The following is an 18,145-nucleotide window of genomic DNA, read 5'->3' as shown; positions in this document are numbered from 1 at the left end:
CCCCCTTAATAAGGCAGGGCTGATTCATTCCCTAAAAAGCTTGAAAAATCAAGGGTTTCGCGCAAATCTTTATTGGTGATTTTGCTACCAAGGCGCCTCTAAAATAGACAATCACACTTAGATTTATGTGCTAAAAACTCTGTTTCCGAGTTACCATACTTATGATTTTTATTGCTAACCATCTTGACAAATCCAGTTTAAAAGGGAACGAATCAGCCCCCCTTAATAAGGGGGGTTGGGGGGATTAAAATATATTTAAATCACGTAAAGCCAAACGAATTTGTTCTATACGTCTACGATTAACACCTAAATCTGACTCTCCTACACGAGACGCTGAACGTACATGAATTACGTTTTCATTTGTAGGAAAATAAAACTCTACGTCATCAGTAAAATGGAAAATGCGACTTCTAGAAAGCGCGTGAATATAGCTATCTGTTTGTTCTGCTATTTCTGTGCGAGGAACAACACCGAGAACTTTTAACAAAGTTTTTCGTGCAGTCTCACGGTCTACGTGATAAGTAATCGGTTGTATTGCGTGTTTTGAGTCAGCATTTTGACTAACGACACAGTTTTGGGAAGCTGGACAAGGAGCAAGGAAACCTGAATTAACTCCCAAATTTGAAGCAAAAGCCAAATTCGGAGTAGAAAGCACCAAAATACCAGTCAGAATCAGAATTATTGTAACGTTTATCGCTTTTGGTAGACGGGACATTATAATTTTGCACCTTAAGGGGCAAGTTATTGTACAAATATAATTGCATATAATTGGTCAGATTCTAGACCAGATTCCCGACTTCTTTAAGAAGTCGGGAATCTTAAGGAACTTAAGCGCGTCTTTAATAGGCGCCAGTCTTATTCAGGACAACCCCAACAGTCTTGAGTAGAATTTGTAAATCAAGCCACATCGACCAATTTTCAATGTAAGTGATATCAAGCTTGACTCCATCTTCAAAATTTTCAATATCAGAACGTCCAGACACTTGCCATAGTCCAGTGATACCTGGAAGAACTTCTTGACGAATGAAGTGTGTGGTTTTGAAACGCTCAACATCGCGAAGAGGTAAAGGACGCGGACCAACAAGGCTCATTTCGCCAAGTACTATATTAAATAGTTGTGGTAATTCATCAAGACTGTAACGTCGCAGAAATTTACCAACCTTTGTAATACGTGGGTCATCTTTGAGTTTAAAGAGTACACCGTCTTTTATTTCGTTTTTAGTTTCTAAGGTTGTTTGTAGTTTTTCGGCATTTGTTACCATTGTTCGGAACTTCCAGATTTTAAACTTTTTACCGTGAAGTCCAACTCGGTCTTGTTTAAACAAAATTGGCCCCGGAGAATCTAGTTTGATAAGTATGGCAATACTGACATAAAGTGGCAAAAAAGCGAGTAATAGAATTGTCGAACAAATAACGTCAAAAATTCGTTTAATCCAAAAATCACTTCCTGCAAGAATGGGCGCCGGAATTGTTAGACAAGGAAGGTTGCCAAGCATCCAAATTTCAGATTTAGGATGATATAGTTCGCGCGTTGTGGGCAAAATACGAATTGTGATGCCAGCAGTATAGAAGTGCCAACAGACATACAAGCGATTCTTGATTGAATTCCACGAAACAAAAGCCTCAACGACACCAAGCTCACGTAGATTTTTAAACGTTTGTTCGCGGTTTGCCAAATCCAGACAACTTGAATCACTTACACCTTGAATTATATAGCAATTTTCTTGTTCAATTAAATTTAGTTGTTCTTTCTGGTCAAGAGGGTCTGTAATTAGAAAAATGGCGTGACGCACGGCGCCTTGTTGACGAAGCAGCTTTGTACTAGCATCAAACAAGAAACGAGAGGTACAGGTAAAAAGTAAGCACAGTAGCCAATACAGTACAAACGAGCGTGATATATACGTTTCCGAAGTGTAGAGAAAGCCAATAAACAGTAGCAAGATAGAAGATAAAGAAACAGCTTTAACAATACTGCTGTAGTTACGTCGGTATATACCAGCTTTATACAAATCTGATGTTGTAAAAATACATAGTTCAATAATAATATTCAGTATTAAAAACGAAGGTTCTTGTGTCCACAAAGATTTAATCGGAATACTAAAATATGTTGCTGATTTCCATGCAAAAGCCAAAGATAAAGGATCTAAAATTACTAACGTCAAGACACGAAGGAATCGAACGGCTAAACCTTTTTGAATTTGTGTTCCTGTTGCTGACCTCAAATCAGGTTTTAAATTGACAATTGGCAAAGAATGAGAAACCATATTTTCTGCTCCATTTGTAATTTTTTAGTACTAAATTCCTAATTTTTTCAATGTTCGTTCGCGGATGATGCGGTAGAGAAACAGCGGATTACCAACTACATAACGTTCCCACAAACGCTGAGGTTCAGTGACAAATCGTGTTAACCACTCAAGTCCTCGGTTTGTCATCCAACGTGGTCCTCGATATACAGCACCCGTGTAAAAATCAAGACAGGCGCCTAGAGGTAGAAAAACTTTTGCATCGACTCGTTTTAAATTATCCAAAATCCAGCGCTCCTGTACAGGCATACCAAAACCTACATACAAGACATCAGGCTTAAATTGATTGATACGTTCGATTACTAAGTCGTTTTCTTCACCTGACTTGTCAAAATAACCATGATGCGATTCTATTTTGAGATTAGGCGCAATAATTTTAAGTTTTTGAACAGCTTTTTCAGCGACACCAGGTTTACCAGCAAGTAAGAATAAAGAAGCATTTGCTTGTTCACAAGCTTGAGCTAAACTTTCTATATAATCAGGACAAGTCATGCGGTGTGATGAATCAACACAATGTCCACACATTTTGGCGCCTAATAGAACTCCAAAACCATCACAAAAAACAACATTAGATTTATTAATAAAACTTTTATACCAAGGTAATTCGTAAGCAAAATTAATAGCTCGCACATTAACATTACCTACCACTGTTTTTTGATCATGCTTTGTAGACGCAACAACAAAATTAATCAAATCATTCACTTTCAACTTATGAAACCGAGTTCCAAGTAGGGAAATTTCTTCAAACTTATTCATTATCTCTGTGTCCTCTGTGTCTCTGTGATAAAAATTAGCTCCCATAATAAATTCCCCGACCATTAGTACCAATAAAAACCAAGCCAAACTTTTGTCTGCTAGCTTCCATCACATTCGGGTCATTACCAACTGTTTTTGTGCTATCACCAATTCGTTTCCAAGTTCTTCCTCGGTCAACAGAACGGAAGATACCATTACCTAACTTTTCAACGCTTCCATATACATATAAAGTTGGGATTTTACTTCCACTTTGAGGGAGTCCTATACTAAATAGATATGCTCTTTCAACTCCTGGGATACGTGAAAAAGTCTTACCTCCATCGCGCGAACGATAAAGTCCTTGCTTATCAAGACTTAACCATAATTCTCCTTTAACTCCGGGAGTGGTTATCAAAGAGTTCCAGTCAGCATGAGGAATTGATAAAGATACAAACTCAAAAGAAGCGCCACCATTTGTACTACGATAAAGTTTGCTGTTGGCATAATAATAAAAAGTGTTACCATCTACTTTGTCAGCCGCTAAAGGTTGACTCCAATTCCAAGGGCCAGTAAATCCATCAGGTAATCCAGATTTTTGCCAAGTAGCGCCACCATCAGTAGTTCGTAGCGCTTGACCGTTGCTGACAGTAACAACGAATAAATCTGGGTTAGTTGCTGATATTGCAACACGTGTAGGCATAGTGTTAGAGGGGAATGAAGCGAACGGTCTCCAATTTTTACCACCATCGTTAGAAGTCGCTCCTCCATAAGTATTGTTAAAACGATTACCTCCTACACGCACCATTCGTTTAGGATTCGTTTCGCTGTAGGCTATGCTATAGGTATCTTGAAACGAATTTTTACCACCCAACATTCTTGATGGATAAGCGTCGAGCTTTTCGTGATAGAAACCTTCAACATCGCTTAAACCACTTAATAACGGCGCCCCTGTAGGTGGTGAAACCAAGTCGAAAGTTACTACCTCTTCATGTCCTTGTTGATAGTTTTTCCAAATAACTTGGTTGCTATCTATATTATCCGTTCGCCAAACACCATACCAGTCAGTCATCCAAACTCGTTGTGGAACATTTGCGTCAAATTCTATCGCTGCAACAGAGGGATTTGAGGTCATATAATCTGACCACCAATGAACACTACTAACTGTCTTACGGTTTTGAAGTTTCCAGCTATCTCCCCCATTCAATGAGCGGTAAATTTGTAAGGATTTTTCGGTTAGAGTACAAACAAGAATATCATCTGGATTGAGTGGATTTACTGATATCGCGTTGAATGCAATCTGATTATTGAAGGGAGTTATGTTGCTCCACTGACCGCGCGAGTATTTACTCACTCCTTTACTATGTGTCACATACAATACTTTATTAGAAGCAACTACCAAACGATTAGTTTGACTTAGACTATTAGGGTTGAGATTATCTGAAAGCTTATTCCAAGTGGCGCCGTTATCATTCGATTGGTAAATGCCATCATCATAAACTACCGCATAAACCTCATAAAGAACATCCTTGTTAAATACTATTGCTGTTATTCCGAAATTATCTTTTAGTTTTCCCGGAAATGCCTTAACTTGACCCCAAGTTTTGCCAGCATCAGATGATTTCCATAACCCGTCTTTGCGTGAACCAAATAAAATCATTTCCGAATCAAACGGATTAATTGCGAGTCGTTCACCTGTCCAGCGTTGACTCTCATTCCCACCCATCTTTAAATCTATATTCAGCTTCTTCCAAGTTTGACCTTGATTTGTTGATTTAAAGATAGTACCTTTATGCTCCCACCAATCACTTGTATATTTACCTACAGCAATGTAGAGAGTATTAAGATCTTTTGGGTCAAGTGCAATTGCTTCCCCTCCATAATAATTTAGTTGAGCTAGAGGAAAGTGGTCTGTTAACGGTATCCAGCTTTGCTTAGTTGAATTCCAACGATAAAAACCACCAATATCGGTTTTGATATATACTAAGTCACGCTTCTTGGGATGCGGGTAAATACCTGTAACATAACCTCCTCCTCCGATAGCAACGTTGGCTGTTCCTAATACAGGATTTGGGAGAGAAGTTTTAGTGTTAGTATACGAAGCTAACTCTAAGATTGGTGTTTGATGAGTTTGTTTGATTGTTTGAGATTGTCCTTTTAATAAAATAATCAAAATAATAATAGCAGCGATAGAGGAAATTTTACGTAAGTTACGCATTTTGTTCCTGCTGAATTCTATTTTTTTGGTTTGCTCCTGTAATTGATAAAGCTTGCTTCTGAATTTGTGAGTACATTGAATTGGGTAAAATACACAGAAGATAAGCTGCTGCTCCAGTAATCAAAGTTCGTCGTGGTTCTTCAAGTAAAATTTGCCAGTAGGTAGTAAGGGAACGGTGAAATAATTCTACGCTTGTCCAACCTGCTTTGAGAGTTACAGCTCGACGTGCTAAATACCTAAGTCGGTATGCAATTGCGGGTTTTTCCCACTCTTCCATTTCTTTGGGTGCAAAAGTGCGAACTTTTTCGATTAACTTATACCATGACCCCATCATTTTGTTGATATCGGCCGATAGTCCTTTGGAATTGACGCGGTAAAGAGTTAAAGCTTCTGCAATACCTTCAATTTTCCAGTTGGTCTGAATTGAGATACGTAACCAGCACTCTACATCCTCTGATTCACGGAAACTATCATCGAAATAGAAATTTTCAATTGTTCCGTAGAGGTTATCTTGGAACTTTATATCATCAAACACCCGGCGCCTGAATACTCCTGCTGAACCGTTACCGATAGGAGAGCGACACCAGAAATCCAATGGTGTTATATTGCTCAACTTTGACATTTGATAGATACCTAAAGGATTATCGTTCTCATCGATAAATATTGAACGACTAAAACTGACTCCTACAGTTGGGTTAGCTTCCAAGTGCGCGATGTGTTTCTCTAACTTGTCAGGGCGCCAGATATCATCAGCATCAATAAAGGCGATATAATTACCTTGTGCGTTGCGTATACCAGTGTTTCTGGCGCCTGCTAACCCGCGATTTTTTTGCCTAATAATTCTAATTCGATTATCGGTGAACTGTTTACAGATATCAATACTCCTATCGCGAGTCTCATCATCAATAATCAAAATTTCAATGTTTTTATAGGTTTGATTAATTACTGATGAGAGGGTTTTCGCGATGAAATTCTCGGCGCCATATACAGGAATGATGACAGAAACTTTATTGTCTAGATAATTCATTGTTTTGAGTAAATAAGACTAAGAATTGCGTAATTTTTTAATAGGGATGACAATTTGTCTTGCAAGTTGAGGTGTAATCATCCGCATTATTAGCCATTTGATGACGTAAAATATCGTTACAGGTTCAAAGATGAATTTGGGATTGAGAGAAATTGACATCCATAGTTTTTTACCAGCAATATCAATATCTCTCGTATTTTTTACATGCGCGAAGTATGTAGCTGTTAAGTAACGATATAACACAGCTAGACTTTGATTTTTTAAGTATTGGAGATGAGGAGGAACTGATTGATATATTTTATCCAAAGTTATCAGAAGGTTTTTTTCCATAACTGAAACTTTGGAAGTTGCGGAGTCAGAAGATTTTCGATAGAATACCTGCTGTTTAGGAACAACTGCAAATTTCCAATTAGCAGCTAGTCGAACATAAAACTCCCAATCTTCTCCATACTTTAAGTTGTCATCAAATCCTCCAACTAAATCAATTGCTTGTTTACGGATTAAAGGGTTTGAACCATTTGCTAAGAAATTAGCGATTAATAATTCTTGATAGACGTTTCCTTCTATGAATAAGCGGGCGCCTGGGTAAAAGGTGTTTCCTGTTTCATTCATTTCATCAGTCCAACTATAAGCTACACCAATTTCAGGATTTGCTTTGATGGCAGCTAGTTGAAGCTCTAGTTTATCTGGCGCCCACAAATCATCTGCGTCTAAAAATGCAATAAATTCGCTTTGTGCAGCTTCTATGCCTTTGTTACGAGCTGTTGAAACTCCTGAGTTTTTACATGATAAAATTTTTAGTCGTGACTCATTAATAGTATGAACTATAGCTTGAGTTTGGTCGGTTGAACCATCATTGACAACTATTATTTCAATATCTGTGAAACTTTGCCTTTGGACAGAGTTGATTGTTTCTTGTATGGTTCGCTCTGCGTTATATGCAGGAATAATTACTGATATTGTTGGCATTTGAATGTAAATAGATTGGCAATAGATGATAAACGGATGTAACGAATAAGTAATTATAAATAATTAGATTTTATTAGATTTTATTTGTAATGAATAAATTATCCGTTGCAAGAATTTTACTAAGAATAATTTAGCTATTAGTATTTGTGTTTTTCGATTTAGTAGGCTTTTTGGGTAGAGTTGAATAGATTTCCACAAATGTTCTAAAGCTGTTTGCGCTGCATGTTTATTACTCGAGCGAGTTAAACAAAGATGAGCAAGAAATTGATAGATGTATGACTTGCCTTGGTTTTTTAGATATTGCAATTCAAATGGCGCCGTTCTGAATGCTTTTTCGAGAACGAGTAGTTGGTACTTTTCCATTACGTTTATCTTGCTGGACATTGCTCCTGCGGACAAACGGTAGATTATTTGAGGTTTTGGAACAACTACGAAATGATACTTTAAGGCAACTCGTAACCAGTAGTCCCAGTCTTCACAAGATTTTAAACTACTATCAAATCCACCAACCGCGTCAATTACTTCTCGACGAAGCAGCACGTTTGAACCGCTAGCAATGAAGTTACAAACTAGCAAATTAGGAAAAACGTTTCCTTGATAGCTTGCTTTGACCCCTGGATAAAAATTCTTGCCTTCATTGTCCATGCAAGTAGTCCAACTATAAGCGGCTCCTGCATTTGGATGACTTTCGAGTGCCGCAAGTTGCAGTTCTAATTTATCAGGCGCCCACAAGTCGTCTGCATCGACAAATGATATATATTTACTAGTTGCATGAGCTATACCACGATTTCGCGCGACTGGTAATCCTCCGTTATCGTAGGAGAAAACCTTCAAACGTTCATCTTTTATTTTAGTCAGAATATCTAAAGTCTGGTCGTTTGAGCCGTCATTAATTACAATTATTTCTATATCCGATAGTGTTTGCGCTTGTATTGATTCAATGGTTTGAATAATTGTGGATTGAGAATTATATGCAGGTACTATGACTGATACAGTTGGCATATTTAAAATCTTGTTCAAGTCTGGTAAAAAATCACTATGCGAAAATTCGCTTGTCAAGCAAGTCTAAAATTTGAACGTCTTGATTGATATCGAACTTGCGAGCAAATTGAACCTTCTCGCTTAAAATTAAATCATAGTCTTGAATGGTTAATATCCGTGGATGTCCGTATTTGCTATGGCTATAATCAATGTAACGATGATGATTGTTACATATGTTAAACAAGTTGCTGTTGACTAAAATAGTTTGGATAAGGGATTCTTCAGCTTGACTCGTTTTTTTATAGTGTTGGATTAAATATTCGTTATTGTTGAACATTTGATCCAAGTAGAGAACGCACTTTCTTGACAAAGTAGTAAAGTATGAACCTCCGTAGCAAATATATCTTTGATTAAAGGGGATGTTTTTTTGAATCCAACCAACAGCCAAAGCGTAAGAAGTTTCAATTTTAATTTTTGATTGCGATGCATTAACTAAATCCTTAATTGGTTTTATTATAATTCTTTGCAAATCAGTTAAATATTGAGATGAGCGCCAGTAATGATAGAAGTAACGCTGATACCCCAATTTACTACACCAAGGATTCTTAGGGGAAAGTACATCAAAGTATTGAGCAAAAGCATCATACTGAGTATTTCTCAAAAAGTTCTCTATTTTGGGCAATGGTTGAGTCGGGTAATCTTGACCGGAAAGGTTTATCAACCAATCAAAATGGATGTTATGTTTTAGCAAAAAATCAACGCAATCAAAATAACCCTGCATTAGTGAAAAGTTTCCTAATTGGACTTGACTGTGAATGATTTGAATATCACTAAACTCTTGAAAATGTTCAGTCTTGAGGACAAATTCTTTTGAGTTGTGGCTGATAAAAATATACGATTGTGGGCTTGAAGCTTTAATTACTTTAACTAATCGGTATATTTGTTCAATGTTTTTATGGGTTTGAATCAGGTAGCAAATTTTCATATAATTACTGTAATTTGGAATGTGGCGCCAATCTTGTCAAAAAATGTTTACCATAAACTGCCAATATCGTCAAAATAGTTCGATACGGTTGTTGGAAAATTAACTTCCAATCAGATATCAGTCCACGTTTAATAAAATCAACTCCAACTTGTGAAGGAAGATTTAAACGTAAAGCTCTACGGGCAAGGTAGCGTAAATGAATACTGCGCGCGCGTAAATAGTGCAGCTTGATTAAATCTGGTGCATACTCTTTTGCCTTAGAAGCTAAAATCTCCCATCCTTGCTCCATCCGGTAAAGATTTGAAGACAAACCTCCTGTAGTGGTGCGATATCCTATTAAAACACGATTTAAACCTTGTATTTTCCATTTATTACTTGTAATAACTCGTAATAAAAAATCTAAATCCTCTGCATAATTCATTTTAATATCAAAACATCCAATTTGTTGAAAAACTTCACGCTTAATAACAAGATTTGATACCGTAATTGTTGGATTTTCATACAGAAAATGTTGAGGTTTTAAAATATTCAAGCGCGTTGTTGCAATTTGTCCAGTTGAATGACCGTTAGGAGTGAGAAATTCAACTTTTGCAAAACTTACACCAAGATTAGAGCTTCTGTTGAAACTATCTAGATGACAGCTAAGTTTTTCTGGAAACCACTTGTCATCAGCATCAATAAATGCAATATATTCGGCTTGTGAAAACTTAATTCCTAAATTGCGAGTTGCAGATACACCTTGATTTGTTTGTGAAATCAATTTAACACGGTTATCTTGCTGAATGTAATCACAAACAATTTTAGTAGTATTATCTGTAGAACCATCATCAATAACCAATAGTTCAAAATTGCTAAAAGTTTGACACAAAACCGATTCGATACTTTCCTGCAAATATTGCGATGAATTATAAGCAGGCATTACTACTGTGACTTTTGGAATCATGCTTAAGTAATTAAAATTGTCTTTTTAAGTACATATCTAGTTGCCAAAATCGAAAATATTGGCATAGCTACAGCGTGAGTTATTAAAACTGCTACTGCAACTCCAATAATTCCCCATTGCATTCCAACTAGCAAGCTAATTGAAAAAATCGAAGTAAAAATCAGATTCCAGCAAAGATTAATCCAGCCTTTATCAACTGATTGTAATAGCATTGCAGCAGCACTAGCAAAAGGACGCGGCATTGCAGAAAGACAGATAATCACTAATATAGGAATTGCCGCTCTCCATTTCTGGCTAAAAACAATTGGTACATAGAAAGGCGCCAGACTTGACTGTAATAATACAAGTGGAATTATCACCATTGCAATTGTCTTTACACTGCTAAAATATCTTGTTTTAAACTGCTGAAAGTTTTGTCTTGCGGCACATAAATGTGGAAACAAAGGCCAAACCATTGCATTAATCACATTTAAACTAATACCCAGACCCGCGTTAAAAGCAAAAAAATACAGTCCTAATGCTTCAACACCTAAAAAACGTCCAACTAAAAAGTAATCCAAATTCGCTCGAACTTTATCTAGTATTTCAGAACCAAGTATATCTTTACCAAACTTAATAATTTCCTGCCATCGCTCCAAGGTAAACTTTCCACTTGGGCGCCAAGGTTGACATCTGTAATTAACTAAAATCCATATAGGAGTGGTAAAAACTACTGGTAATACAAGTGACCACATACCAAAACCAGACAAAGCGAATATGAGGGCGATAATATTCGCAGTCATAGACTGTAAAGCATTGCATATTGCAGTTACCTTAAGCCGATTTTCTCTATTATTAAAAGCATTTTGAGTTGAGAAAATCGGTATCATCAAGTACACTAACGCAATTGTACATATTGGTAGTATTAATTTTTGCTCGTTATAGAATAACGCTAAAGGAAATGCTGCCATGCATTGAATCAAAAACAGCAACGAGCAAATAATCCAGTTTAGCCAGTAAGAAGTATTAGCTAAAATTTGAACATCTTTTTCATCAGCGTGAATAATTTTATTACCAATACCAGAGTTGAGCGTAAAAACGGTTGTAATATCTTGCGTTGTAAGGACAATAGCCGCCAAACCATAATCTTGAGTGCTTAAAGTTCGAGCCAATACTACTGTAGTCCCTAAACGAAATACGCGATTAACTAATTCGGCGCCGCCAAGCCAACCGATATTACGAATGAATTGATTCGATAGTAGATTAGAGAATTTACCATAAAAGTAAGTTTTAATTGTAGAGATTAACATTGTTTAATTTTTGTTCCCATTAATAAACCTTTATTTATAAAAACTGTCTGTGGCTTTTCTTGTAATGCAATACCAATCAAAATTAACCCAGGTAAACATAGATAACCCAATACATCAACTTGCTCCCCAAACGAAAATATTAACAATGTTAGTAAAACGCTCAAACTAGTTTTTGCAACTTGACTAGTATATGATTTAAAAATCAAATCAACCAAGCTGACACCAAACGGGAGTAAAAAAGCCATAAAACCAACAGTACCTTTAGCAAACAGTAAACCTGCCCATGTGTGATGCGAACCAATTGGTAAATTAGCTACTACTTTCGGTCCAGGGTCTTGAGTACCGTGACCCCATATTTTAGCTTCTTTCCAACGGTCTAACGCAATACGAACAAGTGCCGACCGAACTCTTGAAGAACTCGCGCGTGAAGAGCTAAATTCTTCCTTTGTATTACTCAGCAATTCGAGTAAGTTAGTGCTAAAAATTCCAGAGACGAAGCATACCAAACCACTAACAACTTGTACACCTGGTCTAAGTAAATTTTGTAAAAGCCAAACAAATACAAAGACAATTGGCAACGCGACGAATGCAGAACGTGAAACTGATACAATACTCATCGCAATGGCGCCGACAACACCAATATATCGCCAAAATAGATTTTTCTCCTCAAGTGCGAGAAAAAAATAAATATTGCCAATCAATCCTAAAGCAGGGCACCACGGTGTAAACAAGAATAAGCGTAGACTCTGAGTATCATAATCAATTGCATACAATCCCACATTGTAAAATATAGGGCCATTTTGAATCAATCGTTCAACAGGAGAAGAGTAAAGAATATCTGGCAGCTTCAACTGGTAAGCAATTAATCCAACTGGTATAGCGATTAAACTTTGTAAGCATAGTATACACACTGCTCGATATATTAATTGCGGTCTAATATTTAAGCAACCGCTCAAAATAAACAGTGCAAATACAGCAGTAGTCGTTAACCAACCAAGTGTTCCGCGTATTTGGGCATTTGTACCTAACTGAAAGTCATCAATACCCACATAAGTAGCTAATAAAATGACAAGCATACATATGCACCATAGCCAAATCTGCCAAGAGATAGATATATTTCTTTTAATCACCAACCAACAAAGAAACCAAGCGAGTAATGCAGTTGCAGGAAACAAAATTCCTAAAGCATAGATAATATATGTAAACAGTATGAAATACCAAATCAAAGATTCTTCTAAATTTAAAGGTTTCACTCTTCTTTGTGTCCTTTGTGGTTAAACTGATTTGACAACCTAATTAAACCAGTACTGAGTAAAACCGAACCAACAGCGGCGCCAAGTAATACCAAATTTCTATTAGCTCCCGTCCCTACTTCAGGTATACTAGGTGCCGATAATAATTGTATTTGTGGATAAGCAGACGAAACACTGGACTTAGCCAAGTCTAAGCGCGCGATAGTAGAAGAGAAAACAGCTTCAGCAATTTGTACATCTCGTTTTAAATCTTCAAGCTTAGATTGACGTTGCGATAAAATCTTCAAACGGTTTTCAAGTAAATTAATCTGTTGATTCAACGCTTGTACCTGTGCTTGAAGTCCTTGCTTTTCTACATCAGTTGTAACAAGCTTTTCAGATAAAACCGCTCGTTTCGGTCCAGATGACTCATTATCACTAAAATTAAGCTGGTCTATTGCCATTATGCTAAATGGACGTTGTAAAAGTATCGTAGCTCGATTAGTTATCGCCACTTCTGCTTCTTTCACCTCAGCATCTTGATTAATAACAGAAGGATGACTAGACAAGAATCTCGCTTTCAAAACTACTGATTTAGCCTTCGCTTCATTATAACTTACTAAATATTTTTGAAATAATTGGTCAGCTTGTAGCACAAAAGCATCGTTTGCTTGCTCTGAAGATAAATTCAGATTCCGCTTTAACTTTGATACACGCGCGCTTGATTGTTCTTCCTGAGCAATTAATTCTGCACGCTGCTTTCTTAACGTCTCGATATTAATTGCCAGATTACTTAATTGTTCATTAGTACTGATGCCTGAAAGAACTTTATAATCAGAAAGTTTTTGCTGTGAAGCTTTGAGTTTTTTGCGTGAACTTTCTATGGCAATTTGTAAGCGCGCGTTTTGTTGAGCAATATCTTCACTCCTCAAGCGGTTAATTTGGGAAGTTAATGCATTATAATAAGCTTGTGCTTTTTCTTGTGCTTCAACAGGTGTTTTACCTTGAAACTCAAATCGCATCAATGTTGTATTATCAACTATCTTAATTCTAGGCGCCCCGAAATCTGAAGAATTAAGATTTACCGACTTTGCAGCTAAATTTAAAACCTGTTCGCTGGTTGCGATAGCTTTATAATTTTCTCTTGGGTCATAGGATATTCCCGCATAAGCAGATGCATCTTGTGAAGTAGCTTGTCCAATTTCAGGAATATTAACGTTAGTGCTTGACGCAGAACCTAAAACGTTAATCGACCAATCGCTTATATATTTTGGCTTGGCTCGATTGATATATACTAAAGCTGCTGTCCCAATTGAAATATTACTAATTAAAAGTGTAAGTAATAAAAACACCCATTGTACTTTATTTTTTGGATTAACTGTTTTGTAATCACTTAGTAAAGCTTCATTAGAGCCAAAAGATTGATTCATAGCTATAATTATTTAATCATGATGAAGTTTCAATTTAGAAAAAGTCAATTGTAATAACTTTAATCATAAGCTACTGAAATTTCGTAAGTTTGGTCTTTATTCTTAGCATAATACCACTTTATGTTTTTACACTCGCAACACCAAAACGCTTCTAACCATTCATCGTCTAAGCAAGTTTTATTGTTGATTTTATTTTGGGATAAAACCGACATTATTGCTTTCTTCTCCTTGACTTCAACTATATCACTATTCATCGGGTATTTTTGACTGACACTATCTAGATAGCATCCATGTATTGGACAATATATCGCTCGTCGTTTAGAGCGCTTTCGGTTTCGTTCACACCTTTTCTGCAATTTTATACACTCCCTATAAAAAAACTCTCACAAATCTAGTTTATGTTTATTAAAACATCCTATATTTAGTCATAATATCTCCCTTATTTCACCATATATGTAATAATAAACACACAAAGTATTTGTGAAATAAGCTGAGATCAAAATGACCATTAAAGCCTTATTCGTATCAAGGGTACTATTGAATTTAAAATCTCTTAAATTGCTCACTACTAGTCAGAATGCACCTCATATACAAATCGGCACCCTCATTAAAAGATTATGCTTTTTTATATATCAAAGCCTGATAATTAACAGTAGTGGGTAGATGTTCTTCACAATTTACTTGTACATTGATAACAAATCTTCAACATCAGTGTTGCCAATTTGGCAATTTTTCAACATAACTGTCAACATAACTGATTTTTACCAACATACTTACCCCTGGCAACTCTCCCAAAACCAAGCCAAAATAGAATTTGGTATAGTTGAGTGGTAGGGTGGTATGAAATTAATCAAGCGAACAACGCTGTATTATCGCGAAGGGACATCTGACAAAGTTTACGAAGTTGATATATGCCAAACTGTTGAAGCACAGTACGTTGTTAACTTTCGTTACGGAAAACGTGGCGCCACTTTAAAAGAGGGTGTAAAAACAACTCAAGCTGTACCCTTAACTGAAGCGCAGCGAGTATTCGACAAGCTTGTTCAAGAAAAAACCAAAAAGGGATACCAGGATATAGCTTCAACAAGCGTATCTACTCCAACACCCACCATTGATACTCAACCAGCAGAAGCACACGAAGCCCGAAAACATGCCCGAAAAGATGTAATATTATCTCGTCTTGCCAACAACCAACCGAGTAAATGGAAATTAGAACGAGTAATATGGCGCGCGGGAGAGCTTAGAATAAAGGAAGCAGCGCCAAGTCTCATTAAGCTTATCGGTACAGGTGAGCCGTTACGCGATTATTGCATAGCTTGGGCATTAGGATATTGTGGAAGTCAAGAAACTTTACCCGTACTTATTCAGCTTTATCAAAATTCTTCCTCACCTGAGTTTGTAAGTAGAATTGCATTTGAAGCGCTGCTAAAACTTAGTGACGCGCTTACCAAAGCAGAGTTACAAGCAGAAATGATAGAGTTTTTACCAAAAAACTTACAAAAGTTAGCGCGCAACGGTTCGGCAGAAAGTTTTGCATCTGAACTTCAGCATTATTTAGCACAGGTCGATTACAAAGGCTTTACAGTTCTTGATAAAATTTATCAAATAGATAACAATCACGTTCGTCCAGCTTTACTACAAATATTACGTACAGCGCCATATCAACCAAATTACTTCAAGTATCTGCGTCACATCTTCAAAATGGCAGAGTATAGATATGATGCGGAAGTATACGGTATTTTCGCTTACCGTTTTGAAAAAGAACAGGGAAAATTCGATAATTATAATAGTTATTATGAATGGAACTCTACAACAAACAGATATGGCAGGGTTATTAGACGGCGCCATGAAGACGAATTAAAAAGTCCCACTTCAACTAAAGCTTACAGCAACCAAACTCAAGGGTACTTGCAGCGTAGAATTTGGCGTACACTCAAACAGTTAGGAGAAGACGGCGCCTTAGAATATGTAAATATGGCAGCGAGTGTCCTACTTCAATACTCTGATGCAGACGCAGAACCAATTAAAGAAACAACTTTTTATCGTTGGAACCGTTCAAACTGGAGTCGAGTTGAATTTCACAACACTTGGGATGCATACGCTAGCTACATAACTTTTAATCATATCCTTTACGAAAACAGCGTGCGTTACGAATTATACAAAAACTCCAAAGCATGGAAATGTAAAGAGGGATATAAACCAGGTACACCGGAAGCAAAACGTGAAGAAGCATTTCCTCAACTATGGGAACAACACCCACAAGTATTACTGAGACTATTACTCGAAAGTCAATGTCATCCAGTTCACGAGTTTGCCGTCAAAGCAGTACGAACATGCACTAGCTTCCACACATCTATATATATAGATAATATTATTCAACTGCTACAAAAGCCCTACGAAATCACAGCCCAGTTTGGATGTGAACTAGCGCAGTCCAAATATAACCCTCAAAAACCAAATCTTGAACTCGTCCTAGCGGTTATAAACAGCGTTTCTCAAACTGGAAGAAACGTAGCGTATCAGTGGATAGAAAACAACCGAGAATTTTTCCTGCAAAATAGCAGCTTTATTACAACTTTAATCGTCAACCCACATGAAGACACACGTAACTTCGCCAAAAAACTACTAAGTGCAACAGTACTGAACGACACAACCGCACGAGTATTGCTTGGAAGAATCATTATAGAGTTGTTAGGATTTACACCTGAAATACCCAGCGAAATTACCAAAGAAATTACTGAAACCTTACTTATCAGCTTTGCTCCCCAACTGCGAACATTAGGTATGAGTGTAATCAATGACTTATTAACACATCCAATATTAGAAATACAAGAATTCGGCGCCCGTATTTTACTCAACCATCAAATAGGCGCCGAGAACTTACCTGCTGATATCATCGAATCATTGCTTGCATCGCAATACGAAACATTGCGAGTAATAGGTATCCGGTTATTTGGACAGTTACCCGATGCCAAACTAATAGAAGACAGTACTTTAATTATTGCAATAGCAGTAAGTGCCAACCTAGAAATACGTAACGCCATCAAACCAATTATCCATCGATTAGGCGCCGCGTATCCAGGCTTCAAACTAGATATAGTGCATGAACTAATCGAAATTTTACTCACTCCCGAACAACACGAAGGAGTCCATAACTACTTGTTACATCTTCTGGAAGAATTACCAAACTGGATGACAAGTATTAATAAAGACACAGCATTAACCTTACTTAAAGCCAAATCATCAGCCTCACAGGAACTTGGAGGACTATTACTTCAAGCTAACTTAACTACATGGGTATCTCAATTTACAACGAGTGAAATCGTTCAACTGAGCAACCATGAAATAATAGCAGTTCGACAAGCAGCGCAACAAATGCTGTCGCAAAGCATAGAAAGACTTCGTAACAACCCTCAAGAACTTGTTGTTGCAGTAAAAACATTAGAAGCCAAATGGCAAGACACGCGCGACTATGCATTTAACATATTTACCACCCAATTTGGCGCCCTTGACTTCACACCTCAAGTACTAATCTCCATCTGCGACAGCGTTCGGGAAGAAACCAGAAAACTCGGTAGAGACTTACTAACACAAAACTTCCAAACCCAAGACGCAGAGCAATACCTGCTCAAATTTAGCGAACACCCCTCCTCCGACATGCAAACGCTAGTCACCAACTACCTAGAAAACCACGCTACCGACAACCCCGAACGCCTACAGCAACTAACACCGTACTTTACGACAGTACTATCAAACATCAACCGTAGTCGAATAGCCAAACAACGCATCTTCAAATTTCTGAACATCGAATCACAAAAAAGCGAAAAAGCAGCGCAAATAGTAGCCGACATAATGACCCGTCAATCCCTAACAATAGCAAAACAAGACAAAGCCACCACCCTACAAATAATGCTAACAATCCGTAAAAAATACCCACACCTCCCGAGTCCCCTCCATATCCTTACACCAACCGAAACCAGAACCTAAACTCTCTTTCTTCTTTTCTTCCCTTTGTGTCCTTTGTGCCTTTGTGATT

Annotated in this window: 15 protein-coding genes; 2 read left to right on the top strand and 13 right to left on the bottom strand. The window is 37.2% G+C overall.

Annotated elements, in window-relative coordinates:
- Window positions 1-244: 244 nt before the first annotated feature.
- The 11 genes from AC2JBO_RS00710 to AC2JBO_RS00660 all read right to left on the bottom strand — a co-directional run bounded on the left by AC2JBO_RS00710 (window position 245) and on the right by AC2JBO_RS00660 (window position 12,523).
- On the bottom strand, window positions 245-715 hold the full coding sequence (locus tag AC2JBO_RS00710) for a DUF1499 domain-containing protein (protein WP_496951693.1): 471 nt from the start codon (window positions 713-715) through the stop codon (window positions 245-247).
- A gap of 124 nt (window positions 716-839) precedes the next feature.
- Entirely contained in the window at window positions 840-2,264 is a 1,425-nt protein-coding gene (locus AC2JBO_RS00705; protein WP_496951692.1) for a sugar transferase, read from the bottom strand.
- 30 nt (window positions 2,265-2,294) lie between these two features.
- Window positions 2,295-3,104 carry a WecB/TagA/CpsF family glycosyltransferase gene (locus AC2JBO_RS00700; protein WP_496951691.1) on the bottom strand — a complete coding sequence of 270 codons (810 nt, stop codon included), beginning with the start codon at window positions 3,102-3,104 and terminating at the stop codon, window positions 2,295-2,297.
- A complete protein-coding gene (locus AC2JBO_RS00695; RefSeq protein WP_496951690.1) occupies window positions 3,094-5,253 on the bottom strand; it encodes a sialidase family protein in 2,160 nt (719 codons plus the stop codon). Before AC2JBO_RS00695 ends, AC2JBO_RS00700 begins: the two co-directional genes overlap by 11 nt.
- Entirely contained in the window at window positions 5,246-6,280 is a 1,035-nt protein-coding gene (locus tag AC2JBO_RS00690; protein ID WP_496951689.1) for a glycosyltransferase family 2 protein, read from the bottom strand. The genes AC2JBO_RS00695 and AC2JBO_RS00690 overlap by 8 nt, the downstream gene beginning before the upstream one ends.
- Before the next feature lie 18 nt (window positions 6,281-6,298).
- A complete protein-coding gene (locus AC2JBO_RS00685; RefSeq protein WP_496951688.1) occupies window positions 6,299-7,249 on the bottom strand; it encodes a glycosyltransferase family 2 protein in 951 nt (316 codons plus the stop codon).
- A gap of 63 nt (window positions 7,250-7,312) precedes the next feature.
- Window positions 7,313-8,251, bottom strand: a complete 939-nt coding sequence (locus tag AC2JBO_RS00680; protein ID WP_496951687.1) for a glycosyltransferase family 2 protein — start codon at window positions 8,249-8,251, stop codon at window positions 7,313-7,315.
- Window positions 8,252-8,285: 34 nt separating this feature from the next.
- The gene (locus AC2JBO_RS00675; RefSeq protein ID WP_496951686.1) at window positions 8,286-9,215 is read right to left on the bottom strand and encodes a beta-1,6-N-acetylglucosaminyltransferase; all 930 of its coding nucleotides are present in this window, start codon (window positions 9,213-9,215) and stop codon (window positions 8,286-8,288) included.
- Between the two features lie 4 nt (window positions 9,216-9,219).
- The gene (locus AC2JBO_RS00670) at window positions 9,220-10,158 is read right to left on the bottom strand and encodes a glycosyltransferase family 2 protein (RefSeq protein ID WP_496951685.1); all 939 of its coding nucleotides are present in this window, start codon (window positions 10,156-10,158) and stop codon (window positions 9,220-9,222) included.
- Window positions 10,159-10,160: 2 nt separating this feature from the next.
- Window positions 10,161-11,447, bottom strand: a complete 1,287-nt coding sequence (locus AC2JBO_RS00665; protein WP_496951684.1) for a lipopolysaccharide biosynthesis protein — start codon at window positions 11,445-11,447, stop codon at window positions 10,161-10,163.
- Window positions 11,441-12,523 carry an O-antigen ligase family protein gene (locus AC2JBO_RS00660; protein WP_496951683.1) on the bottom strand — a complete coding sequence of 361 codons (1,083 nt, stop codon included), beginning with the start codon at window positions 12,521-12,523 and terminating at the stop codon, window positions 11,441-11,443. Before AC2JBO_RS00660 ends, AC2JBO_RS00665 begins: the two co-directional genes overlap by 7 nt.
- Here AC2JBO_RS00660 and AC2JBO_RS00655 point away from each other — a divergent pair.
- Window positions 12,513-12,638, top strand: coding sequence for a hypothetical protein (locus AC2JBO_RS00655; RefSeq protein ID WP_496951682.1), 126 nt, complete (start codon window positions 12,513-12,515; stop codon window positions 12,636-12,638). The two genes, AC2JBO_RS00660 and AC2JBO_RS00655, sit on opposite strands and share 11 nt — an antisense overlap.
- A 58-nt stretch (window positions 12,639-12,696) precedes the next feature.
- Here AC2JBO_RS00655 and AC2JBO_RS00650 read toward each other — a convergent pair whose 3' ends face one another.
- Window positions 12,697-14,109 carry a GumC family protein gene (locus tag AC2JBO_RS00650; protein WP_496951681.1) on the bottom strand — a complete coding sequence of 471 codons (1,413 nt, stop codon included), beginning with the start codon at window positions 14,107-14,109 and terminating at the stop codon, window positions 12,697-12,699.
- A 59-nt stretch (window positions 14,110-14,168) separates the two neighbouring features.
- Window positions 14,169-14,465, bottom strand: coding sequence for a hypothetical protein (locus AC2JBO_RS00645; protein WP_496951680.1), 297 nt, complete (start codon window positions 14,463-14,465; stop codon window positions 14,169-14,171).
- 484 nt (window positions 14,466-14,949) lie between these two features.
- On the opposite strand from AC2JBO_RS00645, the gene AC2JBO_RS00640 reads away from it, so the two are divergent.
- Window positions 14,950-18,096: a WGR domain-containing protein gene (locus AC2JBO_RS00640; RefSeq protein WP_496951679.1), complete on the top strand. Its 3,147-nt coding sequence runs from the start codon at window positions 14,950-14,952 to the stop codon at window positions 18,094-18,096.
- The last annotated feature ends 49 nt before the right edge of the window (window positions 18,097-18,145 follow it).

This window comes from Calothrix sp. CBUCES-K 9914, from assembly GCF_059640475.1.
The sequence above is the reverse complement of the archived record's forward strand: the minus strand, read 5'-3'. Positions and strand labels throughout refer to the sequence as shown.

Excerpts from the sequence above, each read along its gene's own strand:
- AC2JBO_RS00710 (WP_496951693.1), bottom strand. The coding sequence starts at position 715 with ATGTCCCGTCTACCAAAAGCGATAAACGTTACAATAATTCTGATTCTG.
- AC2JBO_RS00705 (WP_496951692.1), bottom strand. The coding sequence starts at position 2,264 with ATGGTTTCTCATTCTTTGCCAATTGTCAATTTAAAACCTGATTTGAGG.
- AC2JBO_RS00700 (WP_496951691.1), bottom strand. The coding sequence starts at position 3,104 with ATGGGAGCTAATTTTTATCACAGAGACACAGAGGACACAGAGATAATG.
- AC2JBO_RS00695 (WP_496951690.1), bottom strand. The coding sequence starts at position 5,253 with ATGCGTAACTTACGTAAAATTTCCTCTATCGCTGCTATTATTATTTTG.
- AC2JBO_RS00690 (WP_496951689.1), bottom strand. The coding sequence starts at position 6,280 with ATGAATTATCTAGACAATAAAGTTTCTGTCATCATTCCTGTATATGGC.
- AC2JBO_RS00685 (WP_496951688.1), bottom strand. The coding sequence starts at position 7,249 with ATGCCAACAATATCAGTAATTATTCCTGCATATAACGCAGAGCGAACC.
- AC2JBO_RS00680 (WP_496951687.1), bottom strand. The coding sequence starts at position 8,251 with ATGCCAACTGTATCAGTCATAGTACCTGCATATAATTCTCAATCCACA.
- AC2JBO_RS00675 (WP_496951686.1), bottom strand. The coding sequence starts at position 9,215 with ATGAAAATTTGCTACCTGATTCAAACCCATAAAAACATTGAACAAATA.
- AC2JBO_RS00670 (WP_496951685.1), bottom strand. The coding sequence starts at position 10,158 with ATGATTCCAAAAGTCACAGTAGTAATGCCTGCTTATAATTCATCGCAA.
- AC2JBO_RS00665 (WP_496951684.1), bottom strand. The coding sequence starts at position 11,447 with ATGTTAATCTCTACAATTAAAACTTACTTTTATGGTAAATTCTCTAAT.
- AC2JBO_RS00655 (WP_496951682.1), top strand. The coding sequence starts at position 12,513 with ATGACAAGCATACATATGCACCATAGCCAAATCTGCCAAGAGATAGAT.
- AC2JBO_RS00660 (WP_496951683.1), bottom strand. The coding sequence starts at position 12,523 with ATGCTTGTCATTTTATTAGCTACTTATGTGGGTATTGATGACTTTCAG.
- AC2JBO_RS00650 (WP_496951681.1), bottom strand. The coding sequence starts at position 14,109 with ATGAATCAATCTTTTGGCTCTAATGAAGCTTTACTAAGTGATTACAAA.
- AC2JBO_RS00640 (WP_496951679.1), top strand. The coding sequence starts at position 14,950 with ATGAAATTAATCAAGCGAACAACGCTGTATTATCGCGAAGGGACATCT.